The sequence below is a fragment of the Erwinia sp. JH02 genome, from assembly GCF_013074405.1.
Taxonomy (GTDB): Bacteria; Pseudomonadota; Gammaproteobacteria; order Enterobacterales; family Enterobacteriaceae; genus Erwinia; species Erwinia rhapontici.
Window position 1 is genome coordinate 869679 of record NZ_JABANZ010000002.1, and the last position, 22842, is coordinate 892520.

Annotated in this window: 18 protein-coding genes; 9 read left to right on the forward strand and 9 right to left on the reverse strand. The window is 52.4% G+C overall.

Annotated elements, in window-relative coordinates; genetic code table 11:
• Window positions 1–28: 28 nt before the first annotated feature.
• Together mtgA and arcB are read right to left on the reverse strand one after the other, a co-directional pair.
• Window positions 29–754, reverse strand: a complete 726-nt coding sequence (gene mtgA / locus HHI26_RS08755) for a monofunctional biosynthetic peptidoglycan transglycosylase (protein WP_133844115.1) — start codon at window positions 752–754, stop codon at window positions 29–31.
• A gap of 794 nt (window positions 755–1548) precedes the next feature.
• A complete protein-coding gene (gene arcB / locus HHI26_RS08760; RefSeq protein ID WP_133844117.1) occupies window positions 1549–3888 on the reverse strand; it encodes an aerobic respiration two-component sensor histidine kinase ArcB in 2340 nt (779 codons plus the stop codon).
• Window positions 3889–4903: 1015 nt separating this feature from the next.
• Here arcB and HHI26_RS08765 point away from each other — a divergent pair.
• Complete coding sequence (locus HHI26_RS08765) at window positions 4904–10435, forward strand: glutamate synthase-related protein (protein ID WP_159337315.1); 5532 nt, start codon at window positions 4904–4906, stop codon at window positions 10433–10435.
• Window positions 10436–10502: 67 nt separating this feature from the next.
• Window positions 10503–12260, forward strand: coding sequence for a sulfite reductase subunit alpha (locus tag HHI26_RS08770; RefSeq protein WP_133844121.1), 1758 nt, complete (start codon window positions 10503–10505; stop codon window positions 12258–12260).
• Between the two features lie 75 nt (window positions 12261–12335).
• Here the strand turns inward: HHI26_RS08770 and sspB are convergent, their stop codons facing one another.
• The 5 genes from sspB to zapE form a co-directional block, all read right to left on the reverse strand.
• Window positions 12336–12833, reverse strand: coding sequence for a ClpXP protease specificity-enhancing factor (gene sspB / locus HHI26_RS08775; protein ID WP_133844123.1), 498 nt, complete (start codon window positions 12831–12833; stop codon window positions 12336–12338).
• Window positions 12834–12838: 5 nt separating this feature from the next.
• Window positions 12839–13480, reverse strand: coding sequence for a stringent starvation protein SspA (sspA, locus tag HHI26_RS08780; protein ID WP_133844125.1), 642 nt, complete (start codon window positions 13478–13480; stop codon window positions 12839–12841).
• A gap of 307 nt (window positions 13481–13787) precedes the next feature.
• A complete protein-coding gene (rpsI, locus tag HHI26_RS08785) occupies window positions 13788–14180 on the reverse strand; it encodes a 30S ribosomal protein S9 (protein WP_004168023.1) in 393 nt (130 codons plus the stop codon).
• Between the two features lie 15 nt (window positions 14181–14195).
• On the reverse strand, window positions 14196–14624 hold the full coding sequence (gene rplM, locus HHI26_RS08790; RefSeq protein ID WP_056231094.1) for a 50S ribosomal protein L13: 429 nt from the start codon (window positions 14622–14624) through the stop codon (window positions 14196–14198).
• 244 nt (window positions 14625–14868) lie between these two features.
• The gene (zapE, locus tag HHI26_RS08795) at window positions 14869–15996 is read right to left on the reverse strand and encodes a cell division protein ZapE (RefSeq protein WP_133844127.1); all 1128 of its coding nucleotides are present in this window, start codon (window positions 15994–15996) and stop codon (window positions 14869–14871) included.
• A 176-nt stretch (window positions 15997–16172) separates the two neighbouring features.
• Between zapE and zapG the strand changes: the two genes are divergently transcribed.
• From zapG to degS, 3 genes are all read left to right on the forward strand, one after another.
• Window positions 16173–16571, forward strand: a complete 399-nt coding sequence (zapG, locus tag HHI26_RS08800; RefSeq protein ID WP_133844129.1) for a Z-ring associated protein ZapG — start codon at window positions 16173–16175, stop codon at window positions 16569–16571.
• A 123-nt stretch (window positions 16572–16694) separates the two neighbouring features.
• On the forward strand, window positions 16695–18080 hold the full coding sequence (gene degQ / locus HHI26_RS08805) for a serine endoprotease DegQ (RefSeq protein ID WP_159337314.1): 1386 nt from the start codon (window positions 16695–16697) through the stop codon (window positions 18078–18080).
• 82 nt (window positions 18081–18162) lie between these two features.
• Entirely contained in the window at window positions 18163–19233 is a 1071-nt protein-coding gene (degS, locus tag HHI26_RS08810; protein WP_133844133.1) for an outer membrane-stress sensor serine endopeptidase DegS, read from the forward strand.
• 73 nt (window positions 19234–19306) lie between these two features.
• On the opposite strand, the gene mdh is transcribed toward degS, so the two are convergent.
• Window positions 19307–20242 carry a malate dehydrogenase gene (mdh, locus tag HHI26_RS08815; RefSeq protein ID WP_133844135.1) on the reverse strand — a complete coding sequence of 312 codons (936 nt, stop codon included), beginning with the start codon at window positions 20240–20242 and terminating at the stop codon, window positions 19307–19309.
• A gap of 318 nt (window positions 20243–20560) precedes the next feature.
• Between mdh and argR the strand changes: the two genes are divergently transcribed.
• From argR to yhcN (HHI26_RS08835), 4 genes are all read left to right on the forward strand, one after another.
• Complete coding sequence (gene argR, locus HHI26_RS08820) at window positions 20561–21031, forward strand: transcriptional regulator ArgR (RefSeq protein WP_133844137.1); 471 nt, start codon at window positions 20561–20563, stop codon at window positions 21029–21031.
• A gap of 427 nt (window positions 21032–21458) precedes the next feature.
• Window positions 21459–21722 (forward strand): peroxide/acid stress response protein YhcN, encoded by a 264-nt coding sequence (yhcN, locus tag HHI26_RS08825; RefSeq protein ID WP_171148919.1) that lies wholly within the window; start codon window positions 21459–21461, stop codon window positions 21720–21722.
• Window positions 21723–21847: 125 nt separating this feature from the next.
• On the forward strand, window positions 21848–22117 hold the full coding sequence (yhcN, locus tag HHI26_RS08830) for a peroxide/acid stress response protein YhcN (RefSeq protein WP_133844141.1): 270 nt from the start codon (window positions 21848–21850) through the stop codon (window positions 22115–22117).
• A 92-nt stretch (window positions 22118–22209) separates the two neighbouring features.
• Window positions 22210–22473, forward strand: coding sequence for a peroxide/acid stress response protein YhcN (gene yhcN / locus HHI26_RS08835; protein WP_133844143.1), 264 nt, complete (start codon window positions 22210–22212; stop codon window positions 22471–22473).
• Between the two features lie 82 nt (window positions 22474–22555).
• On the opposite strand, the gene HHI26_RS08840 is transcribed toward yhcN (HHI26_RS08835), so the two are convergent.
• Window positions 22556–22825, reverse strand: a complete 270-nt coding sequence (locus HHI26_RS08840) for a hypothetical protein (RefSeq protein ID WP_133844145.1) — start codon at window positions 22823–22825, stop codon at window positions 22556–22558.
• Between the last annotated feature and the right edge of the window lie 17 nt (window positions 22826–22842).

The following is a 22842-nucleotide window of genomic DNA, read 5'->3' on the forward strand; positions in this document are numbered from 1 at the left end:
CCGGTCTGTTGGCTATTTCCCGCCCGAATTAATGCAACTTATGTTCCCGCAGGAAACTCTCCCCCCCGAGCTGGCGCATCTGGCGCATAATCCACTGTTGGCGCTGACGCACATAGCCAGACGGAGCATCAGCCCTGAAGCGAATGGGGTTGGGTAGCACTGCAGCCAGTAGCGCGGCTTCAGACATAGACAGGCGACTGGCCGGTTTATGGAAATAGCGTTGAGAGGCCTCCTCTACGCCAAAGACCCCTTTCCCCATCTCCGCCACGTTAAGATAAACAGTGAGGATCCGGCGTTTGGTCCATACTGTTTCAATTCCCACCGTCAGACCGGCCTCCAGGCCTTTACGCACCCAGCTCCGTCCATCCCAGAGAAATACGTTTTTGGCCGTTTGCTGCGAGAGTGTCGATGCGCCGCGCATACCCGCTTTCTCATTACTGCTGTCCAGTACTGACTGAATAGCGGCCACATCAAACCCCCAGTGCGTAGGGAACTTCTGATCTTCAGAGGCAATAACCGCCAACGCCATCCACGGTGAAATCTTATCCATCGACACCCAGTCAGAATGAGCCACATAGCGAAAATCACCACTGAACCAGGCGCTCAATTGCCGTTCGGCCATCACGGCAGAAAATGGCACCGGTAAAAAAGCAAAGAGGACAATACCACCCACCCATAAACCCATTACGACCAGGACCAGGCGAAATAGCCCCGATTTGATCCGCGCCATCACGCGCACTTTATTGCGACTCATACCCGAGGATCCGCCCAAAATTTATCAGTATGAAAATACACCAGGATTTCTCCATGATTGTCAGTTACTCCGACATAACCGGAATCGGTTCCATTAAATCACGCACTTTACCTTCACTCTACGATGGATCTGTCGGAAGCAGAAAGCACTCGAAATTGATTGGTTCATCCTGCTTATAAATTTCATCTGGACGCTTTCGATTATTCAGCCTCATAGAAAGTAAATCCCGTGTCGATTTGGCCTTAGAGTCGATTCCACATCGTTTCACGTTACTGGAAAGAGCTGTTTATCTTGCTGAACGGAGTCAGCATTTACCGACCGCTGGAGGGCGATTCGGTAATTTGTGCTAGCAGAAACCAAAACGTTTCGGAAAGCCAGACCAAAAACCCAACAATAACTAAATAAAACATCAACTTACAAACAATAAAATCGATTACAGCAGCGAGACTCCCGTACCTAAGTAAAAAGTCATCAGAGCAAAAAGTTTACGTCAATCCCAGGACCTGGGGAAAAGCCACAATCGTTCAATAAATATGCGTATTATCGTAAAATGTAATTCGCCGCTTGACTGGATTGTAAAAATCGGTTCTTCTGTTTACGAACGCTGCTCAACATCACACATTTTAATGAATCCCGTAACATGTGACGCAAGATTTGCTAAAGTAGTGACTGAGCATTGTTATGTTCACCCAATACCTAAACCTGAGCTCTCGACGATTCTTATCAGAATAGCTCAGGAGGACCTTTTTCCCTGGTGTTGGCGCAGTATTCGCGCACCCCGGCTTCGGTCGGGGTCATTTTTTTTCAGCGTCCGTAACCCATTGCCGTAACACTTCCACGTCATTGCGCCACTCGTGCTTAAGCTCATCAATCCATTCCTGAACGTTATCCCACCATGCAGGCAGCTCAGGGCTTTGAATCTGTTTTGCAACCTGCTGCAAATGTGTCAGCCCTACGGAACCCGCAGCACCTTTAATTTTGTGGCCCTCTTCCGCAATGCCTTTTTGATCGCGCGCCATCATGTTGGAATCCAGTACCGCCAGGTAACCCGGCATCATCTGTTCGAACATCGCGAGGCTCTGATGGATCAGTTTCGGCCCGACCAACTCGATATACTGTTCAAGCATGGGCACATCCAGTAACGCCAGTTCTTTCTCATCCATATTGAACTCCGGTGCATCAGGTAGATCGATTGCCTGGAAATCCCAGTATCTTTTGATCATCGCCGTGAGTGCAGGAACGGCCAATGGCTTGCTCAGAACATCATCCATACCCGCATCAAGGTATTCACGTTTATCCTTCAGGACGTTCGCCGTCAGTGCCACCAGCGGTGGCAGATGCTCTCCGGCATGACGCTGGTGGATGATGCGCGCCACATCCAGTCCGGTCATGTCGGGTAGCTGGATATCCAGCAACACCAGATCAAACTCGTCAGGGTCAAACATATCCAGTGCAGCTTGCCCTGTCATCGCCACGTCTACGCTGTTACCCAGCTTCTCAAGCACCGAACGAGCAACCACAACGTTCAACTCAATATCCTCCACCAGCAGCACGTGCAGCGCGGGCAGTGGCAAATCTTCTTCCTGCTGTTCATCCTCGAGGTCTTCGATCACACGCGGTGCGTTGAGCGTCAGGGTGAAGCAGGAACCCTGACCAGGCGCGCTATGCACGCAGATGTCGCCTCCCATGCTTTGAGCCAGGCGGCGGGATACCGCCAGTCCAATCCCCGTGCCCGTCGCAGGCTTGCCGCCACGCTGATCCTTCACCTGGTAATACATGGCAAAAATTTTGTCCTGCTCATCCTGCGGGATACCCATGCCAGAATCTTCGACTTCGAAGCACAGGCAGTCATCCTGCTGATAGCCAACCCGCACCACAATTTCCCCTTGCTGGGTAAATTTCACCGCATTACCAATCAAGTTCCACAGGATCTGACGAAGGCGTGTGCCATCAGCAATAATTTTGTGGGGAAGCGGGAGCGAGGGCGCCAGCACAAACTTCAGCCCTTTTGGCTCAGCCAGCAAACCGGAGAGGTTTTCCAGATCGGCCAGGAACCCTGTGAAATCAATAGGCTGATTATCCAGCTGCACTTTGCGGCGCTCGATTTTGTCCATCTCAATCACATCGTTGAAAATGTTACCCAGTGTAATAGCGGAAACATGGATGGTTTTAAGATACTTCAGCTGTTCCTGGTTGAGGCGGGTATCCAATAGGATACGGCTCAAACCCACAATGCCATTAAGCGGCGTACGAAGCTCGTGGCTGATAGTAGAGATAAAGGTCGTCTTATCCCTACTGGCATTCTCTAACGCGTCCTGGTAACGCTTACGCTCGGTTATATCGCGTCCAAAGCCCATCAGCCCACTACGTTTCCCTACGCGGTCGTAATAAGGCACCTTCCGAATTTCAAAACAGGCCTTGCGCCCATCAGGATATTGCAGCCACTGCTCATAAGTCAGGGAGACATTATGACGGAAGACTTTCTCATCAGTTTCCAGCACTTTGGTCGCTGCGTCGTCGTCGTAGACATCTTTTGGAGACAGGCCGATAAGCTGTTTTTCGCTTTTGCCCGTGAGCAATTCCATCGCGCGGTTACAGCCTGAGAACTGCTGGTCAACATTGCGGTAGAACACGAGATCAGGGGAGGCATCAAGGAATGAACGCAGGAAAGAGGATTGTTGTTCGAGTTCGATTTGCGCTTCTTCACGCCGCACCATCTCCTCTTTCAGTTTCGCCACCACCTGCAGGCGTGCATCTTCGGCTTTAATACGGTCAGTAATCTCCTGATTTAACTGGACAATATTACCCTGCATCTGCTGATTAAGTTCCAAATCACGGTTACGCATCTCTTCAAGCTTATCGACAAGCCGGGCAAGACGCTGACGCGATTCTTCCAGTTGCTCCACCACCACCGAGAGGAAGTAAACCGCCCAGGGCGTAATCAGCAGACCGAAAAATACCGAACGTACCATATCGATACTTTCGACATGACCACGCAGCACCATGGTGACGGCCATCTGCACAATCATGGCCAGTACCACCAGCGCCGATGCCAACAGCAACGAGAAGCGCACCAGCCCCAGTTTGACCATCAAATCAACGTAGTACTGCGCTAATAACCGAATTTGTTTCATAAAGGATTCCTTCCAGTCGGATAGCGGCAATCATACCGGAATTGAACAAAAGACCAACGCGCTATCTCCCCACGCTGGGTCAGAAACCTGCACACTAATAGTGCAGCAGCACCCACAGCCCGCAGCGGGTTATGACGGGATTTTCCGCGCCCTGCGGCCTGAGACTGGTACTGGCGGCAAAACCAGGCCTGGCAATGCTCTCACCAGGGTGGCCGACAATAAAAACTTTTTTTCCCTCTCAGCAAAAAGTTACCCTTTAAGATATTGACTAAATTTTATAACTGCATAATCTGTAGGGCCGCTCTGGATTCAGCGCGCCTTTCTCTTGTTGATACTTTTCATAGCGATGGTCAGCCTTACTCGCAGTCTCTCGTCACACCTAACGAATAATCATTCACAATTAATGAAATATTAATCACACCTGGCATGATTAATTTTACTAATGACACCCCTCTGTTTAATTCAAATAACCCCACTCGCCAAAAACAGTGTGTTCCTGCGGTTATCAAGCGCCTAACAGCACATTCTGCTGCCAATAACCCCGGCACCAGCATGGTGCAGAGATTTGCCCGCTGCCCTATAGTGAGTCAGCTCACACTTCCTGTGCCTTCATGCATGGGTCGATAGGGTTAAAATATGGCATTATTTTGTTATTTATCATGAAGATAATTCACAAAACACGCTAAAAGGTATAAGTAAGATCGCTATTTGACCTGAGTACGCTTTCCCGATAAGTTGGAAATCCGCTGGAAGCTTTCCTAACGGGCCAGTGTCTCGGCATATCTATGCAGCAAGTAGACTCCCTCGTGATGCAAGTTATCTCCAATTTGAGACCCGGAATTTCGTGAGCAACTCATTCAAGGACGTTTAAACAAATGTCCATCAATGGAATGTTCGGAGTCACGGTGTCTGCGTTTTAGCGGCATAAAATGATACAGAGCCAGAGAAGACTGCCCGTAGCGCTCTGTGCCTGAAGAACAGTGGTAATGTCAAAAGCAGTTTAAGGAGGCCCTCAATGTCCAACTCAAAACCTTATCCCTATGGCTTGTATGATCCATCAAAAGACAGTGATAGCTGTGGCGTAGGTTTCATTACTCGTAAGGACGGCGAGCAAACTCATGAGGTTCTGCAGATGGCACACAATGCCCTGTGCACCGTTCCTCATCGCGGGGGTATGTCAGCCGAAGGCGTGGGTGATGGCGCTGGCGTCAACGTTGACCTCTCTTTGCACTTTTTCCGCAAAATTACCGGATTGCCGCTGGAAGCGGGCCGTTATGGCGTCGGTAACTTCTTTGTGCCGAAAGACAGTGCGCTACGAGCCAACGCCGAGCGCCTGGTCGAAGAAACGCTGGCCGCCTATGATTTGACGATCATCGTTAAGCGCGATATGCCGCTGGATAACAGCGTGCTGCGCCCGGCGGCGATTCAGTTCCAGTTGCCTATCGCGCAATGGGTGTTTACTGCCCCGGCCGATGTGACTAACCAGATTGATTTTGAAAAACGCATTTACCGTGCCCTGCTGGACATCGAAGCCCGCGCCTTTACTGAAAGTGAATTTGGCGGACTCTATCCGCTGTCGCTTTCCTCGCGCACGCAGGTATTTAAAGCACGTCTGAACTCCAATGAAGTGATTCCTTATTTCCAGGATCTGACCGATGCTGACCACCAGGTGCGCGGTCTGTTCTTCCATACCCGTTTTTCCACCAATACCGACCCGCACACCACCATGGCACAGCCGTTCCGCCTGATGGCGCACAACGGTGAACTGAACACTGACCGTAAAAACCGCATTGCAGAATCTGCACTTGCGCTGGCACGCGGTAAGAAGATCGTGCGTCCAAAAGGCCAGTCAGACAGCTCCCGTCTTGACCAGAGCATCCACAGCCGCCTGATGGAAGATAACCTGGACCTGATCACCGCCGTGGTATCGATGATGCCGCCAGCATGGGAAAACGATCCATCATTGTCTGCTGAAGTACGTGCGATGCTGGAATATTTCTCACTGTACGAAGAGAAGAATGACGGCCCGGCCGCTCTTATCTTCGGTAACGGCGAAGTGATTGGTGCGCGTCTTGACCGTCTGGGGCTGCGTCCCCTGCGTTCTGTCGAAACCGCTGAATATATTGGTGCGATGTCGGAAGCGGGCCAGATCGCCTTCCCACCGGAAAGCGTACTGCGCCGTGGCCGTATCGAAGCGGGCGGGATGCTCTATTACGATCACAGTGAAAAACGCAGCTACACCACCATCGAAGCGCTGGAGAAACTGGCTGCGGTGGCTGACTATCCGGCTATGCTGGCAGAGTCGCGCGTCACATTACAGGAACTCCCGGTTATTCCGGCAGAGCAACAAGGCTCGCCTCTGCGTTACAGCGGTGACCTCAAAACCTATCAGCGTTTTGTGGCTTACTACTACAACCAGGAAAGCTTCAAATTCATGATGGATCCGATGCTGACCACCGGCGCTGAGAAGATTTCAGCGATGGGTTACGGCAACGCGATTAACGCCCTGTCCGATCACGAAGGCGGCATGGCGCACTACTTCTCCCAGCGCTTTGCCCAGGTCACTAACCCACCGCTGGATTCTATCCGTGAAGTGGACGGCATGACGCTGCGCGTAGCATTAGGCGCTAAACCGCATCTCGGGCGCAGTAAAGGCCACCAGATTGTGGTTCCAACACCGATTCTGACGCATCTGGATATGCTGCAGCTGCGCGAGCAGACCGTGGCACCTTATGCCCGTTTTGAAATGCTCTACGAGCCAGTTATCGGAACCGATCCTGAAAGCCGTGCGGCCAATGCTGATGCGCTGGAAAAAGCCATTGATGCCCTGGCGCAGGATGTGGTTGATTTTGCCCGTGAACAGGGCGGCATCGCCGTTATTACTGACCGCCATATTTCCTCGACGCGTGCGGCTATCCCGATGCTGCTGATGGTGTCGGCGATCAACCAACGCCTGGTGCAGGAAGGCCTTCGTCTTGATGTCTCACTGGTGGTGGAAAGCGGTCAGAGCATCTCTTCACATCACATTGCCGCTACCCTCGGTTTCGGTGCTTCGGCGGTTTATCCGCTCGGCGTTCAGATGCGTGCTGAAGAGAAGTACGGTGAAGGCGAAGAAGGTAATAAAGCCTTTAAACGCTATGCCAAAGCCGCTGAAAAAGCCCTGATGAAAACCATGGGTAAAGTGGGTCTGTGTACCGTTGAAAGCTACAGCTGTGGCGAATTCTTTGAACCGAACTTCCTGGATACCGAAGATCGCGTGCTGAAGAAGTATTTCCCGAATATCAAAACCCCGGTGGGCGGCGCTGGCTTTGCCACCATCGCGCAGATGGCCGTTGACTGGCACCAGAGTGCGCTGCGCATTCAGGGCGAGTCTGACGTACCGTTGCTGGGGCTGTTTAAAGAGCGTGCAGAAGGTGCAGGCCACTCTTACGGAACCATTGCCGTACGTACCTTTATCGATATGACTGAGCAGCCTATCCGCTTTACCGACAAAGCCCGTGAGGAGGATAATTTTATCCGCCTGATGACGCTGGCCAAGCTGGATAATGCCTTCAATATCAAAGCGAAGTCCTTTACTGACAGCAGCTTCGAACGCATCCCGAATGAGGTGATCGATAACTTCACCATCACCGCTGATTACCGCCAGTTCTCCAGCCTGATGCTGGAAGAGCGTAAACGTCGCCCGGCGGCCCTGCGTGATATTCTCGCCCTGCCGGCAGACTTAACGCACGTGGACAGTGAAGCAGAATTCACCCGTAAGCTGGGACGCTACTCGCTGGTCAACAACGGCTTTGCCGTGCGTGGGCTGGAGTGTGAAGCGACAGAAGGCAGCGACGATCGGTTTACGCTGCGCCTGACTGATGCCATCGTCGGCCTGAAAAGCGAGTATGACCGTTTGACCACGCTCTCCGTCGTCCTGAAAAAACGCTTTGGTGACGCGATTCAGCATGTCGAAGTGGCGGCGGATGCTCTGCACCTGACGGCAACCGGAAAAGCAGCAGATTATCTGTCACGCATCTTCACGATCTCTCCGGCACTGCCATTGAGTGAAGTGCAGCCCGCTCACGAAATTACCCGTACCTTTGCCTCTGGCGCGATGAGCCACGGTGCGCTGGTCGCCCCGGCACACGAAGCCGTTGCTCACGGCACCAACATGGTGGGCGGCATGAGTAACTGCGGTGAAGGCGGTGAACACTACTCACGCCATGGGACCATTCGTGCTTCACGTATCAAGCAGCTGGCATCCGGTCGTTTCGGCGTCTGGGCCGCCTATCTGGCTGACCCTATGCTCGAAGAGCTGGAAATCAAGATTGGCCAGGGCGCAAAACCGGGTGAAGGCGGCCAGTTACCGGCAGCCAAAGTGACGGTAGAAATCGCGGCGGCACGTGGTGGTACACCGGGCGTGGAGCTGGTTTCACCTCCTCCGCACCATGACACCTATTCGATTGAAGATCTGGCGCAGCTGATCCACGACTGTAAAGCGGCGCGTGTGCGTGTCATCGTCAAACTGGTTTCCTCTGAAGGTATCGGCACCATTGCTGTTGGCGTGGCGAAAGCCGGTGCCGATGTCATCAACGTTGCCGGTAACACCGGGGGAACCGGGGCAGCCTCGGTCACCAGCCTGAAATACACCGGGCGCGTGGCAGAAATCGGCATCGCCGAAGTGCATCAGGCGCTGTGTGCCAACGGCCTGCGTGAAAAAGTGCTGCTGCGCTGCTCTGGCGCACAGCAGACAGGTAGCGACGTAGTGAAATCCGCGCTGCTGGGCGGTGACAGTTTCGAGTTCGGTACCACTGCACTGATGATGCTGAAATGTGTGATGGCGAAAAACTGTAACGTGAAATGCCCGGCAGGCCTGACCACCAATGCCGAAGCCTTTGATGGCGATCCGCGCCAGCTGGCGCAATATTTTATCAACGTTGCGCATGAAGTGCGTGAAATGCTGGCGCGTCTCGGCCTGCGCTCACTGCGCGAAGCCCGTGGCCGCTCCGATCTGCTGCACCTGATGGATCACCCACTGGAAGTCGGCAAACTGGATCTGCGTGCCATGTTGACCGTAGTGCCCGAGCTGAAAATCGCCCGTCCAGTCTATCTGGAAAAAGATTTTGAGCTGGATAACGGCTGGATTGATCTGCTGAACGATCAACTGGTCAGCCAGGGATCCACTGAGATCAAGCTCGGCGCAGGGATCACACTGAACAACCGTAACAAGAGCGTGGGCGGTCAGTTGGCTATCGACATTGAGCGCCTGCTGAACCATACACTGAACGCTGAGCATTTGAGCCGTATTCCGGCCGCGCTGCTGGACGATCGCGGGCGCCGCTATCTGGCACCGGCGACGATCACTATCTCTACCTCCGGTTCTGCTGGCCAGTCCTACGGCGTGTTCTGTAACGATGGCATGCGCCTGGAACATTACGGCACCTGTAACGACGGTGTGGGTAAGGGCCAGTGCGGCGGGGAGATTGTGGTGATGTCGCCTGGCGGCGGCTCACAGGACGCGGAAGGCAACGTGTTGATCGGTAACTTTGCCCTGTTCGGTGCCACCGGCGGGCGTCTGTACGCACAAGGCCAGGCGGGTGACCGTTTTGCCGTGCGTAACTCCGGTGCGACTGCGGTTGTTGAAGGCGTCGGTGATTTCTGCTGCGAATATATGACGAACGGTGCGGTGCTTAACCTTGGTACGTACGGTACTGGGTTTGGTAATGGCATGAGCGGCGGTTTCGCCTACCAGTACGACCCGTACGGCACGCTGGCGGGTTCTGCTGCCGGTGATTCCGTGATGCTGGGTTCCATCACCGATGACAACGAGATGGCACGCGTTCATAAAGAAGCGGTACTGACCATGCTGAACTGGCATCTGGAAGCGACCTCTTCTCCGCGTGCTCAGTGGTTGCTTGATCACTGGGAAACAGAGAGCCAGCATTTCGTTTACGTGATGCCGCGTTCCCTGTTGCTGTATCAGGATGGTGCTGAAATTCTGAAAGCGAAAACCCGTAAGGATTTGCTTGAAGAACTCTCTACCGCACTTGCCGGTCATCAGGTCGCGAAATTTAAAGCGGCATGGCGTGAAGGTAAAGCCATCGCCAATGGTGCGGTTCCGGGCTACGGCGCAACGGATACCCCCGAGATGCTGGTGTTGTTAAACAACTACACCGTCCTCAGCTCTGCGCAACAGCTGGCACTTTCGCGTCTGCCGAAAGGTACTTCAGTGGAAGACCCGGCGGTTGAGAAAGCGGTGCGTAACCTGCTGATGACCGAGGATTTCACGCTGATCAGCAAGTTGCAGCGCCACGGTCGCGCGGCCATTGAAAGCTACAGTGATGAAGAGCTTTCCTGCCTGATTGGTGCGAAGCGCATGACCGATTATAAAGCCGCGCTGACGCAACGTAACATCCGTTCAATGGACAGTCTGGCGACGTACGGTTGGATCATGTATCAGGATGCATGCAACAGAGAAGTACTGGGACGACTGCCTGACTTTGAAGAGCTGTTTGCTCGTGCTGCACTGCCTGAACTGGCTGCCGCAGTCGGCAAATTAGCCTGATTATTGATAAGAACAGAAACTAATATTCTATAACGAGTATTCAAACGGGATTGAGTAGATAAAAGCGATGAAGATTCCTTATATTCCTGAAGATGCACCGTTTAATGGTGAGCAGAAATTTTGGCTGGCAGGCTTCCTTGCTGGTTTACATTCACGCCTGCTGGTGCTGGAAAATCAGCCGCAGGCGGCAGGCTCTGCCGCCTCCGCAGCAACGACCCAGCTTCACATCCTGTTTGGTTCCCAGACGGGTAATGCGGAAGCATTAGCACAGAGCGCCGCGAAAGCAGCGCGTGCGAAAGGCTTGGTGCCTGTCGTTCAGGGTCTGGGCGAAGTCGATATCGACGTGTTCGCGACCATGCGTCACGTGCTGGTGATCACCTCGACCTACGGTGAAGGTGAAATGCCAGATAACGCGCAGCTGTTCTGGCAGGCTATCTCTGCCAGCACAGCTCCACGTCTGGAACAGATGCACTTTGCGGTACTGGCGATTGGCGATACAGGCTACGACGGTTTCTGTCAGGCAGGTAAATTTATCGATATGCGTCTTGAGCAGCTGGGCGCAAAACGTGTCTATGACCGCATCGACTGCGATATCGACTATGAAGAGCCGTCTAACGAATGGATCGCCAGCTCCATGCCACAGTTTGCTGCCAGCGCAGGCAGCAGCGGTAATGCCCTGGAGAGCGCACCCGAAGCGCCAGTCATCCCTGGCAGCAATAAAAACAACCCTTACGCTGCTGCACTGGCGACGAACAAGCGTCTGTCCGGTGAGAACTCAGGCAAAGATATTCGTCACTTCGAGTTTGATCTGACCGACAGTGGTCTGAAGTACGAAGCGGGTGATGCGTTGGGTGTTATCCCGGTCAACGAACCGGCACTCGTCACTCTGCTGCTGACGCAGCTGAAATCAGACTACGATACACCCGTTCCTGGCTTTGAAAGAAGTCTGGGCGACCTGCTGACCTACCAGTTTGAGATCTCTGAACCTTCACGCAAGCTGATCGAATGGGTTGGCCAGAACACCACCAACCAGGAGCTGCGTCATGTCTTACAGCATGACGATAAAGATGCGCTGGGTGTGTGGCTGTGGGGTAAAGATACCCTCGACCTGCTGCAGCTGGATGTGACTCGTTCACTGAGTATTCCTGAGTTTGTTGCCCTGCTGCGTCCGTTGCAGCACCGCGCTTACTCCATTTCGTCCAGTCAGAAAGCACACCCTAATCAGGTGCATCTGACCATCGCTTCCGTTCGTTATCACAGCGCAGGCCGTGCACGTAATGGCGTCTGCTCAACTTACCTGGCTGAGCGCGTTAAACGGGGTGAAAAACCTGCGATCTTCATTTCACCGAATAAAGCGTTCCGCGTGCCATCCAATAATGATGCTCCGCTGATCATGATTGGCCCAGGTACCGGTATTGCCCCGTTCCGTGCTTTCCTTGAAGAGCGTGAAGCGTTAAACGCTAAAGGCAAAAACTGGTTGTTCTTCGGCGATCAGCATCAGGAACACGACTATATCTATCAGGATGAACTGAATACCTGGCAGGAAAGTGGTTTACTGACGCGCCTGGACTTAGCCTTCTCACGCGATCAGGCTGAGAAAATCTATGTGCAGACCCGCATGCTGGAACAGGGTGCAGAGCTGTTTGCCTGGTTAGAAGAAGGGGCTTACTTCTATGTCTGTGGCGATGCTTCACGCATGGCTAAAGACGTCGATAAGGCGCTTTATCAGGTGATTACTCAGTTTGGTGGGATGTCTGCGGAACGTGCAGCAGATTACGTCGATCAGCTGAAGAAAGAAAAACGCTACCTGCGCGATGTCTATTAAGAGAAGTGAGGCGAACCGTAACATCGGTTCGCTCCAGAGACAGGGATAAAAAAAACGGGCCATCAGGCCCGTTTTTTATTTCACAACGCGAAGCGCCGGACGACCACCGCGCGGAGGCGGCTCATCATCAGGGCCCTCATCGTCAGAAACGCTGTCATCGGGACGATCACCATCGATCACCGACATCACCGTTTCCGGGGCAACATCCTGCCCGCCAGATGCCTCGAATTCACCCGCTTCGTCATACGCCGGTTCAGGTTCGAACATGGTACCCGCGCCGTTTTCACGGGCGTAAACCGCCAGTACCGCCGCTAATGGCACGGAAACCTGACGAGGAACACCGCCAAAACGGGCGCTGAAGCGAACTTCATCATTGCCCAACTCAAGATTGCCCACAGCACGCGGCGCAATGTTCAGAACGATCTGACCATCGCGGGCGTATTCCAGGGGCACCATCACGCCGGGCAAATTAATGTCGACGACCAGATGCGGCGTGAGATTGTTGTCGAGCAACCACTCATAAAAAGCGCGCAGCAAATAAGGACGACGTGCGGTAAGTTGGGACATTTCCATCGTAATCAGCCCCGCGTATGCAGGCGCATTTCACGTTCTGCTTCAGTCAGGGAAGCCAGGAAGGAATCACGCTCGAAGACACGCGTCATATAGCCTTTCAGCTCTTTTGAACCCGCACCAATCAGCTCAATACCCATCTGCGGTAAACGCCACAACAGCGGAGCCAGATAGCAGTCAACCAGGCTGAACTCTTCGCTCATAAAGAACGGCGTACGTGCGAACAGCGGAGCGATTGCCAGCAGCTCTTCACGCAGTTGCTTACGTGCCGCTTCAGCTTCCTGCGCGGTACCGTTTTCAACTTTACGCATCAGGCTGTACCAGTCCTGCTCGACGCGGTGCATCATCAGGCGGCTTTCACCACGCGCTACCGGGTACACCGGCATCAATGGTGGATGCGGGAAACGCTCGTCCAGATATTCCATGATGATGCGCGATTCATACAGCGTCAGCTCGCGATCAACGAGGGTGGGTACGGTACGGTACGGGTTGAGGTCGATCAGATCCTGCGGCAGGTTATCCGTTTCAACCTGCTCGATCTCGACACTAACACCCTTCTCAGCCAGTACAATGCGTACCTGGTGGCTGAAAATGTCAGTCGGACCAGAAAACAGCGTCATTACCGAACGTTTGTTGGCAGCGACAGCCATGTAAACCTCCAAGTTTATCGAGAAAATTACTGCGAATAGCCATCCACGTGGCGACTCATCATTGCCACCAGCCCGAAGATTGACCGATTCCTGGTACACAGGATACACGCGTCATTGCCCGGCCAATGGGCACAAAGTGACACATAGTCTACCAGATTTTAGTCAGCTTGTGGGGGGTCGCAGACGGAATTGCAGGGGAAAATGGTAAAGCGGTGTGTGTTTCGCGCTTTTTGCACTAGAAGAAAATAAAAAACCCGGCGCCAGGCACCGGGTTTTCCGATAATCGATTCTGCCTGAGCAGAAAAAATTAACGTTTGGAGAACTGAGGACGACGACGTGCTTTACGCAGACCGACTTTCTTACGTTCAACCTGACGAGCATCACGAGTAACGAAGCCTGCTTTACGCAGTTCGCCACGCAGTGACTCGTCGTACTCCATCAGAGCGCGTGTGATACCATGACGGATCGCACCAGCCTGACCAGAGATACCACCACCTTTAACAGTGATGTACAGATCAAATTTACCTACCATGTCCAGAAGTTCCAGCGGCTGGCGAACTACCATGCGGGCAGTTTCGCGACCGAAGTACTGTTCTAAAGAACGCTGGTTGATAACGATGTTACCGCTACCCGGCTTAATGAAGACGCGTGCGGAAGAGCTTTTGCGGCGACCAGTGCCGTAGTTTTGATTCTCAGCCATTGCCTGTAATCCCGATTAAATGTCAAGAACTTGCGGTTGCTGTGCCGCATGGTTGTGCTCGTTGCCCGCGTAAACTTTCAGTTTACGGTACATAGCACGGCCCAGCGGGCCCTTTGGCAGCATGCCTTTAACCGCGATTTCAATCACACGCTCAGGACGGCGAGCAATCATCTCTTCGAAGGTCGCTTGCTTGATACCACCGACGAAGCCGGTGTGATGGTAATAAATCTTGTCAGTACGCTTGTTACCGGTTACGGCAACTTTCTCAGCGTTCAGAACGATGATGTAATCACCAGTATCGACGTGCGGAGTGTATTCCGCTTTGTGCTTACCGCGCAGACGACGAGCCAGTTCGGTCGCTAAACGACCTAAGGTTTTGCCTGTTGCGTCAACAACATACCAGTCACGTTGGACGGTTTCTGGCTTAGCTGTAAAAGTTTTCATCTAAAAGCTTACCCAAATTAAGTTACACGTTGGTGAAATCCCAAACGCTTGAATAAACGGTTGGAGCTCACACGACCATCTTGACCAGCAAGCCCACCCCTTCGGATAGAGTTACTGGAACACAAAGAGTTTTGGGAAAAAAACCTTTGCTGTAACGTGGGGTCGCAAGATTATAGAGAACTCGCACGCAAAGAGCGAACGTTTTCTACGATAAAATTACCATCACGTCACCGTAATGAGAGGCTCAGGGTAAATGCGGCAGCCGCAGGTACTCTTCGCTCTGCATCTCTTGTAAGCGGGAGACACAGCGCTGGTACTCGAACTTCAGCCTCGTACCCTGGTAAATCTCATAAAGTGATGTTTCTGCCGAGACCACCAGCTTCACATGACGCTCGTAGAATTCATCCACCAACGCCAGGAAACGTCGAGCCTGGTCTTCAGTCTTGTAAATCATCACCGGCACATCATACAGCAATACGCTGTGGAAGCGGCGCGACAGTTCAATATAGTCATGCTGGCTACGTCCTTCCCCACATAACGTAAGAAAACTCATCGCCAGCACGCCTTCTGCCATTCCCAGCGTGGGCAGCTGACGATGGTTAATCTCGAGCGGCTCATGATGTTCCCGCGGCTTACCCGCCAGCGCGACAAACATCCGTTCCATCTCTTTTGACGTCTCTTCACCCAACGGCGTCATCCACAGGTGTGCAGACGTCAGCGTGCGCAGGCGATAATCAATCCCCGCATCCACATTCATGATTTCACAATGCTGTTTAATCATCTCAATGGCAGGCATAAAACGTGCCCGTTGCAAACCGTTACGATAGAGATCGTCCGGGGGAATGTTTGATGTCGCAACCAGCGTAATACCCCGACTGAATAGCGCTTCCATCAGTGTGCCAAGCAGCATGGCATCGGTGATATCTGAGACAAAAAACTCATCAAAACACAGCAGGTCCGTTTCGGCTTTAAAGCGATCGGCAACGATTTGTAACGGATCACTTTGGCCCTGCAACTCGGTCAACTCCTGATGCACCCGCAGCATAAAGCGGTGGAAGTGCAGTCGCTGCTTGCGCTCGCCAGGAATAGCCCGAAAAAACATATCCATTAGCCAGGTCTTGCCACGCCCAACGCCGCCCCACATATACAGACCACGCGCAGGTGTCTGAACATCATTTTTACTTTTTCCCAGCAGCTTATTAAGCTTACCGAATAACCCACCGCTGGCAGCGGATGCGGGCGGGCTGATACGGGTTAATGCCTGATAGATACCGTCTAAGCGGGTCATCGCGGCACGTTGTACGTCATCGGCCTGATACTCGCCGTTTTCCAGCGCCTGCTGATACAGCGCCAGAGGAGACATCGTTTGCATAATGTTGTCACATTCCCTGAAAAATGGTCTTGCCGGGTGGTTGATTGTCGAAAAAAAAGTCGTTCTACACTAAGCGAAGCTGCCGCAGGATTCCACTTCCGTGAGATTAGCGGTTATAGTGGCGGGTATGAGTTGGAAAGGCCCTACGGAACAACGAAGACAATATGGGAGTTATTATGACCTGGGAATATGCGCTTATTGGGTTAGTGGTTGGGATTATTATTGGTGCGGTCGCCATGCGTTTCGGCAATAAGAAACTGCGTGAGCAACGCAGCCTGCAGTATGAACTGGAAAAGAGTAAAGCCGAGCTGGCTGACTATCGTGAAGAGCTGACGAATCATTTTGCCCACAGCGCAGAGCTGCTGGACAATATGGCTCGCGACTATCGCCAGCTGTATCAGCATATGGCGAAAGGGTCGAACGACTTGCTGCCAAACCTGCCGGGTGAAAAAAACCCGTTTGCCTATCAGCTGACCGAATCCGAAGCGGATAACGATCAGGTGCCAGTGCAAATGCCGCGTGATTACCCGGACAGCGCTTCTGGCCTGCTGCGTGGCGATCGCGCTGCCAAATAATTTTTATTGGGGGTGCCTGGCACCCTCTCGTTTCTGAACGGTCATACCTGTATCACTCAACATATAGCCTGCAATTCCGGGTACACCTTTATTTATTCCCCTGGTAGCGAGAGCTGAGTCCCGATGAAGAAGAAATCATTTCTGTTAAGCGCACTGGCATTAAGTATTGGCGTCAATCTGGCCGTGGTCCCTGCGACCCAGGCATCGCTGCCTTCCCAGATTCAGGGACAACCGTTGCCGAGCCTGGCACCGATGTTGGAAAAAGTTCTGCCTGCCGTGGTCAGCGTTCACGTTGAGGGAACCGAGAGCGACAGCAAACAGCAACAGATCCCCGAGCAGTTAAAGCGCTTCTTCGAACAGAACGGCCAGGATGGTGCACAAGGTGACGAAAAATCACAAGAGTTTGAAGGACTGGCGTCAGGTGTGATCATTGATGCGGCAAAAGGTTACGTGCTGACCAATAACCACGTGGTTAACGGCGCAGACAAAATCAGCGTGCAGCTGAGCGACGGCCGCGAGTTCGATGCCAAACTGGTTGGCCACGATGAGCAGACCGATATTGCGCTCATCCAGCTCAATGGCGCCACGAAGCTAACGCAAGTTAAAATTGCCGACTCTGACCAGCTTAAAGTCGGGGATTTTGCCGTTGCGATCGGTAATCCGTTTGGACTGGGTCAGACCGCCACCTCAGGAATTGTCTCTGCCCTGGGGCGCAGTGGGCTGAACCTGGAAGGGTTGGAAAACTTTATCCAGACCGATGCGGCCATCAACCGGGGTAACTCCGGTGGAGCGCTGGTGAATCTCAATGGTGAACTGATCGGCCTGAACACGGCTATTCTGGCCTCCAGCGGCGGCAATATCGGCATTGGCTTTGCTATCCCCAGTAATATGGCGATGGGCCTTGCACAGCAGTTGATCCAGTTTGGCGAAGTTAAGCGTGGCCAGTTGGGAATCAAAGGCACCGAGATGACCGCTGAGATGGCGAAAGCCTTTAATGTCGACGTTCAACGTGGCGCTTTCGTCAACGAAGTATTACCCCAGTCCGCCGCGGCCAAAGCAGGCATCAAAGCCGGTGACATCATTACCAGCGTCGACGGTAAAGCCATCGCCAACTTTGCGGAACTGCGGGTGAAAATCGGCACCACCCCGCCGGGCCAGGATGTGAAGATCGGCCTGTTACGTGATGCTAAGCCACTCACCGTAACTGTGAAGCTGGATAACAGCACCCAGAGTAGCGCTGGCGCAGAGCTGACAACGCCAGCTTTACAGGGCGCGACACTCAGTGATGGAGCGGCCAAAGACGGCACCAAAGGGGTGAAAGTCGATGAGGTTGAGAAATCGACTCCCGCCGCCCAGTTTGGTCTGCAGAAAGACGATGTGATTGTTGGCGTCAACCGTACGCCAGTTCAGAACCTGGCCGAACTGCGTAAACTGCTGGAAGCAAAACCACCGCTACTGGCACTGAGCGTGATGCGCGGTGAAGAGAATATCTACCTGCTCCTGCCTTAACCCTCTTGCGCAGACACGGGCTACTGTGTCTGCGTAACTCATGCTATTCTGCCAGTCGTTCTTTCATTCACCGCTTAAGACCATGTTTCTTAAAATTTTGCGTTCAGTGATCTTTGGCCTGATTGTGGCCGGTATTCTTCTGGTAGCCGTACCGAGCCTCAGGCTTGGGGGCGACCTGTTGCCGCGCTCCAGCTCCAGTACCAGCACCACCAGTGAAGAACCTGTCAGTTACAATGCCGGGGTCCGCCGCGCGGCACCTGCCGTGGTCTATGTCTATAACCACAGCGCCAGCGGCTCAACAGATGTCCTGGGCTCAGGCGTAATAATGGATCCTCGTGGCTATATCCTGACCAATAAACATGTGATTAATGATGCCAGTCAGATTATCGTTAATCTGCAGGATGGACGCTCCTTTGAAGCCATGCTGGTCGGGTCAGATACGCTGACCGACCTGGCCGTGCTGAAAATCAATGCCTCCAGTTTGCCGGTGATCCCCATCAACCCGCAACGAGTCGCACACGTTGGCGACCTGGTAATGGCGATTGGTAACCCCTACAACATCGGACAAACCGTCACCCAGGGCATTATCGGTGCCACGGGGCGCGTTGGCCTCAGCCCTTCCCGTCATCAGGATTTCCTGCAAACAGATGCCTCGATTAACCGTGGCAACTCTGGCGGTGCGCTGATTAATTCTCTGGGTGAACTGATGGGGATTAATACGCTATCGTTTGATAAAAGTAGCAACGGTGAAACACCGGAAGGGCTGGGGTTTGCTATCCCCACCAAACTGGCGACTAAGGTGATGGAAAAGCTGATCCGCGATGGTCGGGTGATCCGTGGCTATATCGGTATCACGGGCCAGGAATTCCGACGCTCCAGTGGGCTGGAGACAGGAATAGAGCACCCTCAGCTTCAGGGTATCGTCGTTACCTATGTTAAAGCTGGTGGGCCCGCCGATATTGCCGGTATTCATGTCAATGACACGATTACCCGGGTCAACAACGTTCAGGCGGCTTCACCGCTGGAAACGATGGATCAGGTGGCGGAAATACGCCCGGGAACGGTGATTAACGTAGAAATCAGCCGTGAGGGTAAAAAGATGACGCTGCCAGTCACGGTTCAGGAATACCCGGAAGAGAATCAGACGCAGTAGTTTGACAGACATCCACCCCGGACAGAGCCGGGGTGAACAGCACCGCTACGGGTGCCATATATGAAGGGGTAAGTTACTTAACGAACTCTTCGCCGAGAGTAATATCCTTCTTCAGCGTGTCCAACATGCCATCCAGCGACTGCTGTTCAAACGCACTCAGTGCACCGATCGGACGACGTTCGACAATACCGTTTTTGCCCAGCAACAACGGCTGTGAGAAGAAACGCGCATACTCGCCATCTCCTTCAACATAAGCACATTCAACAATGTTGCTTTCGCCTTTCAGAGCACGCACCAGAGACAAACCAAAGACCGCAGCCGCGTGGCCCATCGACAAAGTTGCAGAGCCGCCACCCGCTTTTGCCTCGACCACTTCAGTACCCGCATTCTGAATACGTTTCGTCAGTTCAGCGGCTTCCTGCTCGGTAAATGTCACGCCAGGGATCTGCGACAGCAATGGCAGGATCGTCACGCCGGAGTGTCCACCAACCACCGGCACATTGAGTTCTTCAGGCTGCTTGCCTTTCAAGGCAGCAACAAATGTGTTCGAACGAATGATATCGAGGGTCGTGATACCAAAAAGTTTATTTTTGTCGTAAACACCTGCTTTCTTCAGCACTTCAGCAGCAATCGCTACCGTGGTATTGACCGGGTTTGTGATGATACCAATCAGTGCTTTTGGGCTGGTTGAGGCGACCTGCTCAATCAGATTACGCACAATGCCGGCATTTACGTTGAAAAGATCTGAACGATCCATACCAGGTTTACGTGCAACACCAGCAGAAATCAGCACTACGTCAGCACCCTTAAGCGCAGGAGTCGCATCTTCACCGCTGAAACCTTCAATTTTGACTGCTGTAGGGATATGGCTTAAATCAACCGCGACACCGGGGGTAACCGGAGCGATATCATAGAGGGAGAGTTCTGAGCCTGCCGGAAGCTGAGTTTTAAGCAGGAGGGCCAAAGCCTGACCAATACCACCTGCTGCACCGAGGACCGCAACTTTCATCCTAAACTCCTTATTATTTTTTGAACATTACATGTGCCGGGAAATCAGTATACAAATACATCGTGATTGGGCGTTACATTACACCTTTAGCGCGTTGTGGAACAACCTCAACATTATAACAAAGTGTTCACAAAGTGCGCATTTCAGCACGGCGTCAGCACGTTTTTTTTCGCCGATAAAATTTGGTAAACTGTTGCGGAGACGGCCTTAAATGGCTCCGCGCCCGATTTCTCATTTGCATAAACATTCATTTTATTGCATATTAATGTAATATCCCGCTGAGGGTATCCCTTGATAACCCCCTTTTATCGGTAACCTATGCGTAACCCATCAAAACAAGAAGACCTGATCAAGGCATTCAAAGCCTTACTCAAGGAAGAAAAATTCAGCTCGCAGGGCGAGATTGTCAGCGCACTGCAAGAAGAAGGCTTCGAGAATATCAATCAGTCGAAAGTGTCTCGTATGCTGACGAAGTTCGGCGCAGTGCGCACACGCAATGCAAAAATGGAGATGGTTTACTGCCTGCCAGCAGAACTGGGTGTGCCGACCACCACCAGTCCGCTAAAAAACCTGGTACTGGATATCGACTTTAACGATGCACTGGTTGTGATTCACACCAGCCCGGGTGCCGCACAGTTGATTGCACGCCTGCTGGATTCACTGGGTAAAGCAGAAGGTATTCTTGGAACCATCGCCGGAGATGACACCATCTTTATTACGCCTGCACGCGCCTTCTCGGTGAAGCAACTCTACGATGCGGTGCTGGTACTCTTCGAGCAAGAGTTATAAGGCACCACTGGCGTTAACCTGGCGGCAACACCCGCTGGCCATGCATTTTACTTAGGGCTGATACTGATCGGCCCTTTTTTATTTCCCTGATAAAACAACCAACAGCAGAATATCCCACTCCCTTCTCACCCGGCTCCTTGCGGCTACCACTGCCAAAAATTCTTTCAGCAATGTGATCAACCCCTAATAAGCGCACAAATCGCTAATGTCACGCAGTGCGATGTTTTTACACGTATTTAACAGGGGGCGGGTAAAATATAAGCGTTTTTTATAACGGCTGGTTATTAAAAATGCTATAACGCCAGAAGAATCCCAACAAAAAATTATTAGCGTGCTATTAATTTTTTACGTTATTAGATCTATACTTGTTTTCGTGATGCAAATCACAGTACGTAAAAAGATAAAAACAGTTGACGAGGAAAATATCATGAACATTAAAACTACTATTGCTGCATTGAGCGTGTTATCTGCGCTGTCATTTGGTTCTTTTGCCGCTGAATCTGTTAACGCCGATCAGGCTAAGAATCTGCAATCTATCGGCGTCATTAGCGTCAGCGGTGTCGCCGGATCGCCGATGGATATCCATCAGGCTCTGAATAATAAAGCAACTGAGAAAGGCGCCAGCGCTTACCGCGTTATCGAAGACTATGAGAACGGTAACTGGCACGCGACAGCGGAATTGTACAAATAATTCAGTCAGTCACCTGGACGTCTATTTATTAGTTAATTAATTAATGAAATACGGTAACCCCAAGTATAAAAAACGCTTTTAAGCCCTTTCGGTTACCGCGAAACCCTAATTCTGGAGTCATCATCATGAAAACCACTTTTACCATCGCTGCATTGAGTCTTGCTTCTGTTCTGTCATTCGGCGCCAGCGCCGCGAATCTGGTGACCAATGAGCAGGTCGCCAGCCAGAACCTGCAATCTGTCGGCACCGTAAGCGTCAGCGGTATCGACGGAACGCCAATGGATATCCGTCATGCGCTGTCAGAGAAAGCGGACCAGCAGGGCGCAACCTCTTACCGTGTCATCGAAGCACGTAACGACGGTAACTATCACGCCACCGCTGAACTGTATAAATAACACCGTATCGGGTGCTGCTGCACCCATCCGTGACATGACTGCGGTCATGATGTTGAATCCGCAGGTTGTTGGTCACAATGAGGAGATTAATCATGAAAATTAAAACAACCATCGCTGCATTGGGTCTGTTTTCTGTCGTCAGCTTTGGCGCATCTGCTGCACAGCTGGTCAACAGCCAACAGGCTGAAAATCTGCAATCTGCGGGGACAATTACGTTGAGTGGCGTGGCGGGTACACCGTCGGATATTCGTCAGCAGCTGTCACAAAAAGCCGATCGTGAAGGTGCCAGTGCTTATCGCATTATTGAAGCACGTAATCAGGACAGCTGGCACGCCACCGCCGAGCTCTATAAGTAATTCCTCGTCAATGCACTGCCCATGATGGGCAGGCCAGACGACCTTTTTGGCCCCGTTCGCCGGGGCCCTTTTTTTGCCCTTTTTACCTGACGTTAAAGCGGAGCTGGCCCTCAAGTTCCTCTTCCGCTTCATCAAAGAGCAAAATCAGTGCGCCATATCGTCGTTTCTGACCACTTCCCAGATGGATAAACTCAATCTCCAGCGGTAGCGGCACCTGCGGCTGAATGATGGCATCCCACAGGCTATCCAAATCGCTTATCACACTCGCCGTTAATGCAAACCGTTCACTGAACTGGCGGTAGAAATGCGCCTGGTCGACAATCACATTAAAATCGAAACTCTCTTTTCTCATGCTGGCTGCTCCGCAGG

What these genes read in the sequence shown, in the direction of transcription:
- mtgA (WP_133844115.1), bottom strand. Translation starts at nt 754, where the DNA reads ATGAGTCGCAATAAAGTGCGCGTGATGGCGCGGATCAAATCGGGGCTA.
- arcB (WP_133844117.1), bottom strand. Translation starts at nt 3,888, where the DNA reads ATGAAACAAATTCGGTTATTAGCGCAGTACTACGTTGATTTGATGGTC.
- HHI26_RS08765 (WP_159337315.1), top strand. Translation starts at nt 4,904, where the DNA reads ATGTCCAACTCAAAACCTTATCCCTATGGCTTGTATGATCCATCAAAA.
- HHI26_RS08770 (WP_133844121.1), top strand. Translation starts at nt 10,503, where the DNA reads ATGAAGATTCCTTATATTCCTGAAGATGCACCGTTTAATGGTGAGCAG.
- sspB (WP_133844123.1), bottom strand. Translation starts at nt 12,833, where the DNA reads ATGGAAATGTCCCAACTTACCGCACGTCGTCCTTATTTGCTGCGCGCT.
- sspA (WP_133844125.1), bottom strand. Translation starts at nt 13,480, where the DNA reads ATGGCTGTCGCTGCCAACAAACGTTCGGTAATGACGCTGTTTTCTGGT.
- rpsI (WP_004168023.1), bottom strand. Translation starts at nt 14,180, where the DNA reads ATGGCTGAGAATCAAAACTACGGCACTGGTCGCCGCAAAAGCTCTTCC.
- rplM (WP_056231094.1), bottom strand. Translation starts at nt 14,624, where the DNA reads ATGAAAACTTTTACAGCTAAGCCAGAAACCGTCCAACGTGACTGGTAT.
- zapE (WP_133844127.1), bottom strand. Translation starts at nt 15,996, where the DNA reads ATGCAAACGATGTCTCCTCTGGCGCTGTATCAGCAGGCGCTGGAAAAC.
- zapG (WP_133844129.1), top strand. Translation starts at nt 16,173, where the DNA reads ATGACCTGGGAATATGCGCTTATTGGGTTAGTGGTTGGGATTATTATT.
- degQ (WP_159337314.1), top strand. Translation starts at nt 16,695, where the DNA reads ATGAAGAAGAAATCATTTCTGTTAAGCGCACTGGCATTAAGTATTGGC.
- degS (WP_133844133.1), top strand. Translation starts at nt 18,163, where the DNA reads ATGTTTCTTAAAATTTTGCGTTCAGTGATCTTTGGCCTGATTGTGGCC.
- mdh (WP_133844135.1), bottom strand. Translation starts at nt 20,242, where the DNA reads ATGAAAGTTGCGGTCCTCGGTGCAGCAGGTGGTATTGGTCAGGCTTTG.
- argR (WP_133844137.1), top strand. Translation starts at nt 20,561, where the DNA reads ATGCGTAACCCATCAAAACAAGAAGACCTGATCAAGGCATTCAAAGCC.
- yhcN (WP_171148919.1), top strand. Translation starts at nt 21,459, where the DNA reads ATGAACATTAAAACTACTATTGCTGCATTGAGCGTGTTATCTGCGCTG.
- yhcN (WP_133844141.1), top strand. Translation starts at nt 21,848, where the DNA reads ATGAAAACCACTTTTACCATCGCTGCATTGAGTCTTGCTTCTGTTCTG.
- yhcN (WP_133844143.1), top strand. Translation starts at nt 22,210, where the DNA reads ATGAAAATTAAAACAACCATCGCTGCATTGGGTCTGTTTTCTGTCGTC.
- HHI26_RS08840 (WP_133844145.1), bottom strand. Translation starts at nt 22,825, where the DNA reads ATGAGAAAAGAGAGTTTCGATTTTAATGTGATTGTCGACCAGGCGCAT.